Origin of the sequence: Paenibacillus sp. BR2-3 (assembly GCF_046529485.1) — a bacterium.
In the GTDB taxonomy this organism is placed as follows: Bacteria; Bacillota; Bacilli; order Paenibacillales; family Paenibacillaceae; genus Paenibacillus_AQ.
On the sequence record NZ_CP126311.1, the window covers coordinates 2530415 to 2543811 of the forward strand.

Consider the following 13397-nt stretch of genomic DNA (forward strand, 5'->3'; position numbering starts at 1 on the left):
AAATAAATATAGCTTCTGGCGAAAGGAGTCGGCGGGCCGAAAGAACCCAATGCTTTTTGAAACCGGAAGCTTTTGATTTTTGTGGAGGATTAAAGGTGGGGGGAAGGCATGGAGCATAACGAGGAGAGAAGAAAAAGGTTCGAGCTGCTGATGAAGCAGGGCGACATTCCGCCCGCGCTGATAGATCCCTATTTTTTGGATGGGTATATAGACCGGGTGGAGATTAGCCGCGGCAACCGCGACTGGCATATCGCCATAGTCAAAGCAAGTCTGGTTCCGGCCCAGGCCTACCGTACTTTTTGTCTGAGAATGAGGGAAAAGCTGCAGCACATCGCCAAAGTAAGCTTTTTGTTCCTATATGATGAGAAAATAAGCCGAGCGGAGATTATCCAGGAATATTGGGGTCTGTTTCTGGAGTGGGTGCACCGCGAAATTCCGTCAGTAAACGGCTGGCTGACCCGCTCCACCCAGGAGCTTGAGGATCAAACTCTAGTGCTGACTATGAGTGATTCCACTTCTCTGGAGCTTGCCCGAAAAAAAGGCATCGACAGTGCTATTATAAAATTTTATGAGACCTATTTCGGAATCAACCTCAAGGTGAAGGTACAGGTCGCGGAGAAGGACACCAACGTAGGTGTTGTAGAAGAATTCCAGCAAAAGCTTCAGCAGGAAGAACGCGAATTTATCGAGCAAATGATGACAGCCATGGAGCCGGAGCCATCCGGGGAAGAGAATGACGGCAATGAAGTTGTAAAGCTGCAGGTGGGTTATGATATCAAGGAACCGCCGGTTCCCATCGTAGAAATTCAGGATGAAGAGAAGAAAATCACGATACAGGGTACCATTTTTGGCCTGGATCGTAAGGAGCTGCGCAATGGCAGCACGTTGTTTACTTTTAGCCTGACGGATTTCACGGATTCCCTGCAAATGAAGATGTTCGCCAAGAATAAAGAGGATTTGAAGATTATGAGCCAGCTCGCCAACGGCAAATGGGTAAGAGCGCGCGGCAAGGTGGAATTCGATCGTTTTATGCAAATTCCCGAGCTGGCTATGATCCCTTCAGATCTTACTGAAGTACAAGCACCTGCGGCACGTAAGGATAATGCGCCCCAGAAGCGGGTGGAATTCCATCTCCACACTACGATGAGTACAATGGATGCGGTCGCCCCTATTGATGCATATGTCAAAACTGCGGCCAAATGGGGCCATCCGGCCATTGCGGTCTCTGATCATGGAGGGGTTCAAAGTTTTCCTGACGCAGCGCATGCCGCCCACAAAAACAAGATCAAAATGATATACGGTGTGGAAGCCAATGTCGTGAATGACTCTGTTAATATTGTGGAAAACGCCCAACCGCTCGATCTCAAGACTGCTACCTATGTTGTATTCGATATTGAGACCACAGGTCTTTCTATTACCCGCAATAATATTACGGAGCTCGCAGCCATCAAAATGCGTGAAGGTCAGGAAATTGACCGTTATTCCACCTTCGTCAACCCGCATGAGAAAATCCCGTATCACATCCAGCAGCTAACGAATATTACGGATGAAATGGTGAGCGATGCGCCGGATCTGGAGCCTGTACTGCATAAATTCATCGAGTTTGTGGGCGAGGCTAGTATTCTGGTCGCTCATAATGCCCGTTTTGATATGGGATTTATACAGGCTTCATTAATTAAGCTGGGATTGCCGCAGCTGGCTAATCCTTCCTTGGATACCCTGGAGCTGGCCCGGCTGCTGCATCCAACGATGAAGAATCACAGGTTGAACACACTTGCTGACAAATATAAGGTTCTGCTGGAAAGTCATCACCGTGCGATAGACGACACCATTGCACTCGGCGGCATACTGACCGGATTGCTGGGCGATGCGGAGAAGCTGAAGGGCATGACAAGACTGGACCGGCTGAATGACTACGTGGGTAACGATCTGTCCAACACACGCCCGTTCCACTGCAATATTTACGCTCTTAATGCCATCGGCAAAAAAAACCTGTACAAGCTCATATCTCTATCGCATACAGAATACTTCAAACGTGTTCCGTGTATTCCAAAATCAAAGCTCGTAGAGCTGCGGGATGGACTGCTTGTGATCTCGGGATGTGAGCGCGGTGAGTTTTTCGAGGCCGTATTGAACAAAACCACAGAGGAAGCCATGGAGGTTGCCCAGTTTTACGATATCCTGGAGATTCAGCCTCTGACCATGTACATGCATTTGGTTGACAAGGGTTTTGTCGCAAGTCCCGAAGAGCTCAAAGGAGCTTTGCGCAAAGTATGTGAAATTGGAGAAAAGCTGAACAAGCCTGTTATCGCAACGGGTAATGTGCATTATCTGGAGCCGCGTGACAAGCTGTTCCGTGATATTACGATTAACGGCATTACCGGCTTCAGTCCACTGAAGGATCAGCGCAAACCTGACGCTCACTTTCGGACCACGGAAGAAATGCTGGCCGAATTCGAATTTTTGGGCGCGGAAAAAGCGATGGAAGTTGTTGTGACCAATACCGTAGAGCTTGCGGATCGGTTCGAGGAACTGGAGCTTTTCCCGGATAAATTGTTTACCCCGATTATTGACGGCGCAGATGAGGAAATCCGTGAGACCTGCTACAATACAGCCAAATCTATTTACGGGGAAGAACTGCCGGAGGTAGTCATAGCGCGTCTGGAAAAAGAACTGGAGCCGATTATCAAGTATGGCTTCTCTGCGAACTATCTTATTTCAGAGCGTCTGGTAAAAAAATCGAATCAGGACGGTTATCTCGTGGGTTCACGGGGTTCCGTAGGTTCCTCCGTAGTCGCCACATTTCTCGGTATTTCTGAGGTTAATCCTCTCCCGGCGCATTATATGTGCCGCAATCCCGAGTGCCGCCACAGTGAATGGTTTCTGGACGGCAGCGTGCCGAGCGGATTTGATTTGCCGGATAAGGCTTGTCCGGACTGCGGCGGAATGCTGAAGGGTGAAGGGCAGGATATCCCGTTTGAGACCTTCCTTGGCTTTAAAGGGGATAAGGTTCCCGATATCGATCTTAACTTCTCGGGGGAATATCAGCCGAACGCGCATAACTATACCAAAGTCCTGTTCGGTGAGAAAAGTGTTTTCCGTGCGGGTACCATCGGTACGGTAGCGGAGAAAACCGCCTTCGGTTTCACCAAGAAATACGAGGAGCTTCATCAGAAGCGCTGGCGCGGGGCTGAGGTCGGCCGTCTTGCGGCGGGCTGTACAGGTGTCAAAAGAAATACGGGCCAGCATCCGGGCGGTATTGTGGTTGTGCCGGATTATATTGATGTAGAAGATATTACACCTGTTCAATTTCCGGCGGACGATGTCAATTCCGAGTGGAAGACGACTCATTTTGACTATCATGCTTTTGACGCCAACCTGCTGAAGCTTGACATTCTGGGCCATGATGACCCGACCATGATGCGGATGCTACAGGATTTGACAGGCGTGGACCCTACGTCGATTCCGATGAACGATCCTAAAGTAATGAGCATGTTCAACTCTACAGAAGCACTCGGGGTTAGGCCCGACCAGATCCGTACACCGGTTGCCACCTATGGCGTCCCTGAGATGGGAACCCGTTTCGTGCGCCAGATGCTTGTGGAATCACAGCCTACCAGCTTTGCAGACTTGCTGCAAATCTCCGGTCTTTCCCATGGCACGGGGGTTTGGCTGGGCAATGCTCAGGAGCTTATCAAGAACAATACCTGCAATATTAAGACCGTAATCGGCTGCCGGGATGACATCATGCTTTTCCTGATCTATAAGGCCGGTATGGATGCCGGATTGGCCTTTAAAATTACCGAGAGCGTCCGCAAGGGGAAGGGCTTGTCCCCGGAATGGATCGAGGAAATGAAGAAGTGCAAGGTTCCGCAATGGTATATCGAGTCCTGTCTGAAGATCCAGTACATGTTCCCGAAGGCGCATGCCGCGGCCTATGTCATTTCCGCTGTTCGCACCGCCTACTTTAAGCTTTATCATCCTATCGAATACTATGCCACTTATTTCACGGTAAGGGCCGCGGATTTCGATATCGAGCTTTGCTGTCAGGGCTATGAGGCCATTGCGCGGCAGATTGTTGAAATTGAGCAAAAAGGGTTCCAGGCTCTTCCTAAAGAAAAAGCCATGCTCCCTATTCTGGAAATGGCCCTGGAGATGACGGCACGCGGCTTTTCGTTCAAGAGTATCGATCTTTACCGCTCGGAGGCAACCCGGTTTACAGTGGACGGAGACAGCCTTATTCCGCCTTTCTCTGCTCTGCAGGGAATCGGGGATAACGCGGCGTATAATATTGCTGCTGCTAAAGATGCCGGTGAATTCCTCTCCATTGAGGATTTTCAGCAAAAGTCAAAGGCGAGCAAGACCGTAATTGAGATGCTTACCGGTATGGGGTGCTTCCGGGGTCTGCCGGAAAGCAACCAGCTCTCATTGTTCTAAAGTCTTTATCAGCCCTTATCTGAGGTACTATGATTCGGAGGTTGGTGTGTGAGGAGAGTCAAGGCATTCCTGTTTAATATTAGTTTGCGGACACGGCTAACGCTCTCCTTTATCGCAATGATTGTCCTGTCCCTAACGGTGATGGCCGTCGGCTATACATTTAAAAGCTCGGATGTGATCCTGAAGAATGCGAGCGAAACGTCACTCGGACTTGTCCGGATGGGCAATCAGTCGCTGGACAACAATCTGGCGCGGGTGGAGCAAAGTGCGATTAATATGCATCTTGATCAGGATTTGTTTCATTTTTTCAACGCTGAAGATTTGGAGCATAAGGTGTTGACCAGTGACTCAGATCGCAAAATTACGAGAATTCTTCAAAAGTATTTCCCGACCTCCGAGGATATGTTTTCGGTCAACCTGGTGACCAGGGATTACACCTTTGGAGAAACACCGTCCTTCTGGATTCCGAAGAAGGATTACTCCCTCTCCAATATTTATAAAATCGGAACGGAGTCCCGCAGCAGCATCAGCTGGATTCCTACCTACAACCTGCTGGAACAGTTTTATTCAACTGCTCCCTCGGATAAAGATCAATACGTCTTTACTGCAACGCGATTAATGAATTTTGCTATTGTCCGGAATAATATTCTGATCCAAATGGAAGAGGAGATGGAGCGGCCGATTCTGGTCGTGAACTTTCAGGAATTCATGTTTCAGCATGCCTTTGAGGAAAGCTTGACAGTGGAGGGCACGTATTACCATATGTTCACCAAAGAAGGCGCTGTCCTGTCCAGTTCGAAGCTGGCTGGCAATCCGGCTGAAGTGAGCCGGGAGTGGATATCACGGGCTTTGGACAAGAAGAGCGGGACGGAGTATATTACGTTGAACGGGCAGAGAATGGTTGTCTGTTTCGATACGATGAAAACGACGGGCTGGTTGTCGGCGGTTTTTATTCCGTATGAGAATCTGAAGCGGACACTGCCAGACATGTTCGTTTACACCATGTACTCCATGATCATTATCACTCTATTAACAGTAATTGTTGCCGCTCTGTTGTCCGGGCGGATTACCCTGCCGTTAAAAAAACTGATGCGAGGCATCAATCGGAGTGGAGACGGACACTTCAATACGTGGATCGAGCCATCGGGTACCAAGGAACTGAACATTATTATTCATAAATTCAACCAGATGAATGACAGTATCTATACTTTGATTGAAGAAAACTACAAGTCGCAAATGAAAGAACTGGAAGCGGAGCTTAAAGCGCTCAACTTCCAGTTCAATCCCCACTTTCTCTACAATACACTCAACATCATCAATTATTTGGCGATTGAAAATAAACAAACCTTGATCAGCAAGATGCTGGTGGAATTGTCAGAAATGCTGGAATATACAACCAGAAGCCCGGGGAAGGTCATTTTCTCGGAGGATCTTAAATATTTGAAAAATTACGTTTTTATTATGAGCCATCGTTTTGAGGATAAATTTACGGTGAGTTATGAGATTGAACCGGAATTGGAACGTTATTGGGTTCCTAAATTTTTCCTGCAACCGTTTATAGAAAACGCCCTGATTCACGCCCTTGAAGACAAGGAGCATGGCGGTCTCATTCATATCACGGGACGAATCGATAATCTCACCAGAATATTCACCATTACCGATAACGGGAAAGGGATGGAGCAGGAAACGATACGCCGTGTATTGCGGATGAATGAAGAGCCGGGTTCAACCACCGCTTCCATTGGTATCCAGAATGTCAATCAACGGATCAAGCTGCTGTACGGTCCGGATTATGGCGTGGACATCTGTTCTGAACTGAATAAGGGGACGACGATCATTCTCCGGCTCCCCCTGGAATAAGAAAATCCGGCTTACGGCACGCAAATTAGTGTACGTAGCCGGATTTTGTTTGTTTTCATAAAAATGAAAATGCTTTCAGTTGAATAGTCCACTATTCCTCGTTTTTTAGAGTAGGAGGAGACGGTGATTGCCTTTATGATGAAAGCGTGATCAAAAACTTCATTCGATAGGAAGGTGCTGTATGAAAAAGGGGATTCTGATATCTTTATTAGCTGTAACATTGTTAGCCGGATGTTCTGGTGCCCAGACAAAAACGGACGGTTCAGCAGGCGGCAACGAGCAGGTAAAAGGCGAAGTGATTGAACTAAGCTTCTGGCGTCCGCAGGCCGGTGAAGCTGAGGATAATGTGTATGTGAAGCGGATGGAGGAATTCAACAAAGCAAATGAAGGAAAGATCCACGTGAAGATGGAGGTTATTACCCGGGGGAACTCTTTTGCTTATGAGGATAAAATCAATGCAGCCGTAGCATCCCACACCTTGCCTGATGTTCTGGCGATGGACGGACCGAATGTAGCCAACTATGCAGACTCTGAGATCATTATCCCGCTGGATGAATATTTCGAACAGGACGACCTGAATGACTTTGTCCCCTCGATCCTTCAGCAAGGCACCTATAAGGATAAGTTTTACGCACCGGGCCTGAACGAGTCCTCCGTCGTCCTCTTTTACAACAAAAAAATTATGGACGAACACGGAATCACCCCTCCGGATCAAATCGAGAATGCCTGGACGTGGGACGAATGGTATGACGTGATGAATAAGACTGCGAAGGACGATGTATTCGGCACCAACATGATCAACGACAAAGGTGAGTGGATGACCTACGCATTTGAACAGTTCTGGATTTCCAATAATACCGATCTTGTCAACAAGGAAGGGACGATATCTGAAGGGTTCGTCAACAGTCCGCAAGGCGTAGAAGCGGCCACATTCCTGCAAAAGCTGGCGAATGAGAAACTGTTCAATATTGATCCGAAACCGACGGAATTCGAGGAAGGTAAAGCTGCCACAAAGCTTGGCGGACCCTGGAATATTCCGGGCTTCAAAAATTATCCGGATCTGGAGTGGGGCATCACCTATTTCCCCAAAAAAGCAGACGGAATTCAATCCGCCCCTTCCGGCAGCTGGGCTGTAGGAGTATCCGCCGACAGCAAGTATCCGAAGGAAGCGGCCGAAGTGGTCAAATGGCTTACAAATAAAGACAGCTCGGTCCAACTGGCCCAGGCAATCAGTATGCCGGCCAGCCGCAAATCGGCGTTCGAAAGCATGACGGAATACAACGAGCTTCCGCTCCGTGTTATTAAAGAGCAAGTAACGACCGTATCCCATGCCAGACCGGTCACTCCAGCGTATCCGGTGCTGACGCAGAAATTTGCCGAAGCCTTGATAGATATTATGGTCGGTGCAGAAGTCAAGAAATCCTTGGACAACGTAGCGTCTACTTATGATGAAGAGTTCAAACGGAATTTCGCTGAATAGCCGGACATAGGAAAACTTAGTGCGGCAAAGGCATACCCCTGTGCCTCTAGCCGCACTTTTATTATCTGCTGAAAGAAAGGAAGAATTGATTATGCAAACGGCAACAAATACGTTGAAAGTAAAGCGTGAATCGTCACTTGGCCGTCAGAAGCGGAGAGAGACCTTGGTCGGCTATTCGTTTGTAACGCCGGCGGTCCTCCTGCTGATTTTTTTTCTGGTCCTCCCTTTTCTGCTCGCCGTTGCGTTCGGCTTCACGAAATTCAATTTGCTGCGTCCGGATAAGATTCAATTTATCGGCTTCGAAAATTATAAGCTACTCTTTACCGATAGCTTGTTCTATAAATCGCTCTGGAACACCTTGTATTTCACGATCATTGTAGTGCCTGTTCAATCAGGAGTAGCGTTAATGCTGGCTTTGCTCGTCAATAACCAGCTCAAGATGCGGAACGTGTTTCGTATCGCCTACTTTAGCCCTGTAGTCACCTCCATGACTGTAATCGCGATTCTTTGGATTTCCCTCTACAACCCTAATGAGGGTCTGATCAATTCGGCTTTGAATTTCTTCGGCATTCCGAACCAGCCTTTTCTGCGAAGCGCTGGTCAGGCAATGAACTCCATCATTTTTATGTCCGTATGGCAGGCAGCAGGCTACCAAATGATGATTTTTCTGGCCGGTCTGCAGGGGATTTCCAAGGATTTATATGAAGCCTCCTCCATAGATGGTGCGAATAAGCTTCAACAGCTGCGCTTCATTACGATCCCCAGTCTTTACAATGTAACCGTTTTTGTGTTGACGATTACGACGATCCAAGCCGTGAAGCTATTCGTACAGCCTTACATCATGACAAACGGCGGGCCGGAAAATTCGACCCGAACGCTGGCCCTGCTTATCTATCAACAAGGCTTTCAGTTTAGGAATGCGGGCTACGCTTCCGCGATATCCGTCATTTTCTTCCTGATCGTTGTATTCATCTCATTCTCCATGAAAAAATTTTTAAGAGATAAATAACGGGAGGAATGGATTAGAAAATGAAAGATACCCGTACAAAGCTGTTATTGAATGTTATAAACATTATAATGTCGCTGCTGTTCATCATCCCGCTTCTATGGATGGTAGTTTCCTCGCTTAAGCCGGAGAACCAGATTTTTGCCGATCTCAGCTCTTTGAAATCGTTGTTGCCTTTGAATATTACCTTTGACAATTACAAAGCAGCTTTTGAACGAATTCCGATGATGAAGTATTTGTTTAATAGTATTTTTTACGTATCCGTTATTAGTATTAGCGGGCTGGGGGTTAACTCCATCTGCGGCTACGCGCTGGCCAAGCTCCATTTCAAGGGCAGGGAATTCATTCTTGTTGCGATTATAGCCCTAATGATTGTTCCATTCGAAAGCATTTTGATGCCGCTGTACCTTGTGGTGAACAGCCTGCACTGGGTCGATACCTGGTTTGCCCTGATCGTTCCGTTCATTGCCAACTGCTTCAGCATTTTTATGTTCCGCCAGTTCTTTATGGACATTCCCAATGAAATTCTGGAATCGGCCTCCATCGATGGTGCTGCTCCGCTGAAGACCTTTGCCTCCATTGTAGTTCCGCTGTCGGGACCTGTCTTTGCAACGGTGTTCATTCTTGATTTCATCAGTCATTGGGGTGATTTCATGTGGCCGATCCTGGTAACGACGGGAGAATCGCTTCGCAATATTCAGCTAGGGATACAGACCTTCTTCACTCTGCCGCCGATCTATTACGGACAAATCATGGCTACGCTGACCTTTACGACAATTCCTATCATCGTACTTTTCTTACTGCTGCAAAAATATTACGTCCAAGGAATCACCAGTGCTGGAATTAAAGGTTGATTTGGAGGATTACTTATGCATATCGACAAATACCGTCCACGTTATCATTTCACGCCCCCGTCACAGTGGATGAACGATCCGAATGGCATGGTGCATTTCAATGGAGAATATCATCTGTTCTATCAATATCATCCGTTCGGAACGACCTGGGGACCGATGCACTGGGGACATGCGGTAAGCCCTGATATGGTACATTGGGAGCATCTTCCGGTCGCACTTTCGCCCGATGAGTATGGACAAATTTTCTCCGGCAGCACGGTTGTGGATTGGACAGACACGTCCGGTTTTTTTGGCGGCAAGCCTGGTCTGGTAGCCATTTTTACGCATCATGATGAACATCCGGGAACAACCAGGCAACGGGAAAGGCAAAGCTTGGCTTACAGCAGCGATTACGGACGAACATGGATAAAATATAGCGGGAATCCCGTACTAGAGGACCCGGGCTACCCCGATTATAGAGACCCTAAGGTGTTCTGGCATGAAGCTGCAGCACGGTGGATTATGGTTCTTGCCACCGGACAGACCATTTGCATCTACACTTCGCCAAATCTTAAGAATTGGAGCTTTGCCAGTGAGTTTGGAGAGGGGCATGGCTCCCATGACGCTGTCTGGGAATGTCCGGATTTGTTCGAATTGGCTGTGGAAGGGGACGTTACGGGGACAAAGTGGGTTTTGTTTGTAAGTACAGGATTAGCCGCCGCTATTCCAGAGGGCTCCCGAACTCAATATTTTGTCGGCCATTTCGACGGGAAGACGTTCATGAATGAGCTGGACTCCAAAGCTGTACGCTGGGTGGATTATGGGCGGGACAATTATGCAGGCGTCAGCTTCTCGGATATACCTGCCGAAGACGGGCGGAGAATTTATATAGGGTGGATGAGCAACTGGAAGTATGCCAATCTTACGCCTTCGGAGGGCTGGAGAAGCGCGATGACGATCCCCAGAGAGCTTTCCCTTAGAGATGTTGATGGTGAAGTGAGGCTGGTGCAGCATCCCGTGGTGGAGCTATCGAAGATTACGGAAGAGACCATACGCTTCAATGAAATAACCGTCGAAGAAGGGATTATTCCTATGACCCGGATTAAGGACGATTCCTTTCGAATCGACGCAGAATTCGAGCTTGGCTCTGCCTCTGAATTCGGCGTGAAAGTACGGGTCTCACAGGACGGAGCCCGTGGTACAATAGTGGGGTATGATACCCGGAGCGGGGAGTATTTAGACCGGTCGTCCTCCGGCGAAGTGATGTTTCACGAGCTATTTTCCGGCAAGCATTGCGCAAAGCTTGGGTCTTCATCCCAGCGCGTGAATCTGCAGATTTGGGTGGACAGATCATCGGTGGAGGTGTTTGCAGGCAACGGGGAATGTGTGATTACCGATTTAATATTTCCGGAGCCTGAAGATCATGGACTGGAGATCTATGCGCGTGAAGGGAACGTAAGGCTTCTTTCTCTGGAGGTAACCAAACTAAATTTAAAATAGCAGGTGAGACCGCCATGAACAGAATTATGGTTGTCGATGATGAAGCGATTCAGAGAAGGGTGCTCGGGAAGATGATCCGGGAATTCCTGCCTGATTGTGAGGTCGTTGAAGCCAATAACGGCAAGACCGCTCTGGATATTGTCCGATCCGCTGCCTTTGATGTCGTTATTACGGATATTAAAATGCCAATCATGGATGGTTTCGGTTTTATTGAGCATATGAATGAACTGTCAGCCGATACGAAGATCATCATATTAAGCAGCTACCGTTACTTCGAATATGCCCAGCGCGCCATTCGGCTCGGCGCTTTCGACTACTTGCTGAAGCCGGTGAAGGAAGAGAGCATTGGCTTGCTGCTTGAGAAGGTTCGGGAAAGCATAGAAAAAGAAAAACGCATCTCTCCGGAACAAGAGATCATCAATGAACAGTTCAACAGCAGTATGAATGTTTATTATGAGCATTTGCTAGGGGAATGGATACAAAACGGGGTTTCCGGCGCGAAATTTCACGAAATTCAGCATCAATATTCTCTGGACCCATGCGGGGCAGTTATCGTAACCCGGATTGAGGACAGCGCCTCCGGGGACATGTCTGCTGCCAGCCTGGAGGACATCAGAAGAACAATGCCCGTCATGCTGACAAGCCTTCTTCACTCAGCCGGTCGGGCTGTGTCCTTTTTTTCTTCAAAACACAAAATGACTATGATCTCTATTATAACGGCGAAGATTCCTTCCGAGGTTATTCCATCCCCTACGATAGGAGTTCTGGAGGAGTACAGCCAGCGGCTTTCCGCCAAGTACCAGATGTCGTTCGCTATTGGCGTGGGCAATGTGCAAACGGATCTATACCGTGAAGCAGGTGACTCCTATATAGAAGCACTGGAAGCAGTTGATTTCCGATATTTTTTGGACAGTGAGCGGGTTATTACCTATTGTGGTCTTTCCGGCCGGATTGCACCCATGCTTTATGACTTTCATAAAGACGAGGACATGTTCAAAGAATACATTAGAACGGTCAAGACCGATGCGGTCCTCAGATATACGGATGATTTGTTCTGCCGGGTTCTGGAGAAAGGATTGCCCTACCGGGAGCAATGGCTTAAATCCATAGTTCATCTTGTTGTTCATATCGCTCCTGTGGTCAAAGGATATCTAAGTGATGAGGCTTACCGCCGCACCATGTACGATGCCGAGAGCAGCCTGACTGCTTGCGTCAATTACAGGGATTGCAAAGAACAGTTTTTGGGAATCCTAAGAGGGTTCATGTCGATTCTGCAAACCAATCGGGCAAAGAAGCATGATACGGTAATTGAAAAGTGTATAAATTATATCGATGCAAACTACATGGAGGACATATCTCTTGATCTAGTAGCAAACCGGCTGTTTTTCAGCCCCAATTACTTGAGTGTTATTTTCAAAAGTTATCTCGGCGTCTCCTTTACGAAGTATTTGTCTGATATCCGGCTGGAAAGGGCAGTTCAACTGCTGGGAATCAGCGACATGAAAGTATATGAAATAGCAGGTAAAGTGGGCTTTAAGGATGAAAAATATTTTTACCGCGTGTTTAAAGCAAAATACGGTCTTACACCTGATGAATACCGTAAAAAAAATGCTTTCCCGTCACCCCCATCCTGATTAGATTGCAAGGCAGTCAAGGGCTAGCACTTGTCAGTGCTGGCGCACTATGGTATAATTTTTTTGGTAATAATGAGATAAGTCCGTTGTGTAAAGAGTGGGGAAACCCACTCTTTATCTTTGGTATATAGCAAAAGACAAGTTCGTGGAGGTTATTATCTTTTGAGCACACCCAAATCCAAAATTAAACAAACGGTAGAGCAAATGCTCGGACCCTATCTTGACGACAATGGTTTCGAACTGGTGGACGTTGAATACGTGAAGGAAGGCTCCAACTGGTTTCTGCGCATATTCGTGGATAAAGAAGGCGGCATCGATATTGATGACTGCGGCAGTATCAGCGAATATTTCAGTTCAAAGCTGGATGAGAATGATCCTATTCCTGAGGCTTATTTCCTTGAGGTATCCTCGCCGGGTGCTGAACGTCCGCTCAAAAAAGCTGCGGATGTTGCCAAAGCGGTAGGCAAGGACGTGTATGTGACTGTTTATGAGCCGATTCAGGGACTCAAGGAGTTCGAAGGACGTTTGCTTTCGTTCGACAACGAGGAGTTGCTCATCTCCGCGGGCAAAAAACAACATGCAGTACCGTATGCCAAAGTCGCCAGCGCGAGATTGGCCATCATTTTTTAATGTCTTGAAAGGGGGAC

At 47.7% G+C, this 13397-nt stretch carries 8 protein-coding genes; all 8 read left to right on the top strand.

What is annotated here, in order from left to right; translation table 11 throughout:
• Positions 1–108 precede the first annotated feature (108 nt).
• The 8 genes from PaeBR_RS12115 to rimP all read left to right on the top strand — a co-directional run bounded on the left by PaeBR_RS12115 (position 109) and on the right by rimP (position 13380).
• Positions 109–4437: a PolC-type DNA polymerase III gene (locus PaeBR_RS12115; protein WP_410510858.1), complete on the top strand. Its 4329-nt coding sequence runs from the start codon at positions 109–111 to the stop codon at positions 4435–4437.
• Between the two features lie 48 nt (positions 4438–4485).
• Positions 4486–6297 carry a sensor histidine kinase gene (locus PaeBR_RS12120; RefSeq protein ID WP_410510859.1) on the top strand — a complete coding sequence of 604 codons (1812 nt, stop codon included), beginning with the start codon at positions 4486–4488 and terminating at the stop codon, positions 6295–6297.
• A gap of 181 nt (positions 6298–6478) precedes the next feature.
• Complete coding sequence (locus tag PaeBR_RS12125; RefSeq protein WP_410510860.1) at positions 6479–7777, top strand: ABC transporter substrate-binding protein; 1299 nt, start codon at positions 6479–6481, stop codon at positions 7775–7777.
• 91 nt (positions 7778–7868) lie between these two features.
• On the top strand, positions 7869–8786 hold the full coding sequence (locus PaeBR_RS12130; protein ID WP_410510861.1) for a carbohydrate ABC transporter permease: 918 nt from the start codon (positions 7869–7871) through the stop codon (positions 8784–8786).
• Positions 8787–8806: 20 nt separating this feature from the next.
• Positions 8807–9637, top strand: a complete 831-nt coding sequence (locus PaeBR_RS12135; RefSeq protein WP_410510862.1) for a carbohydrate ABC transporter permease — start codon at positions 8807–8809, stop codon at positions 9635–9637.
• A gap of 15 nt (positions 9638–9652) precedes the next feature.
• Complete coding sequence (locus PaeBR_RS12140; RefSeq protein WP_410510863.1) at positions 9653–11116, top strand: glycoside hydrolase family 32 protein; 1464 nt, start codon at positions 9653–9655, stop codon at positions 11114–11116.
• A gap of 14 nt (positions 11117–11130) precedes the next feature.
• Positions 11131–12750 carry a response regulator gene (locus tag PaeBR_RS12145; protein ID WP_410510864.1) on the top strand — a complete coding sequence of 540 codons (1620 nt, stop codon included), beginning with the start codon at positions 11131–11133 and terminating at the stop codon, positions 12748–12750.
• Between the two features lie 162 nt (positions 12751–12912).
• Positions 12913–13380 (top strand): ribosome maturation factor RimP, encoded by a 468-nt coding sequence (gene rimP / locus PaeBR_RS12150; RefSeq protein WP_410510865.1) that lies wholly within the window; start codon positions 12913–12915, stop codon positions 13378–13380.
• The last annotated feature ends 17 nt before the right edge of the window (positions 13381–13397 follow it).

Excerpts from the sequence above, each read along its gene's own strand:
- PaeBR_RS12115 (WP_410510858.1), top strand. The coding sequence starts at position 109 with ATGGAGCATAACGAGGAGAGAAGAAAAAGGTTCGAGCTGCTGATGAAG.
- PaeBR_RS12125 (WP_410510860.1), top strand. The coding sequence starts at position 6,479 with ATGAAAAAGGGGATTCTGATATCTTTATTAGCTGTAACATTGTTAGCC.
- PaeBR_RS12130 (WP_410510861.1), top strand. The coding sequence starts at position 7,869 with ATGCAAACGGCAACAAATACGTTGAAAGTAAAGCGTGAATCGTCACTT.
- PaeBR_RS12135 (WP_410510862.1), top strand. The coding sequence starts at position 8,807 with ATGAAAGATACCCGTACAAAGCTGTTATTGAATGTTATAAACATTATA.
- PaeBR_RS12140 (WP_410510863.1), top strand. The coding sequence starts at position 9,653 with ATGCATATCGACAAATACCGTCCACGTTATCATTTCACGCCCCCGTCA.
- PaeBR_RS12145 (WP_410510864.1), top strand. The coding sequence starts at position 11,131 with ATGAACAGAATTATGGTTGTCGATGATGAAGCGATTCAGAGAAGGGTG.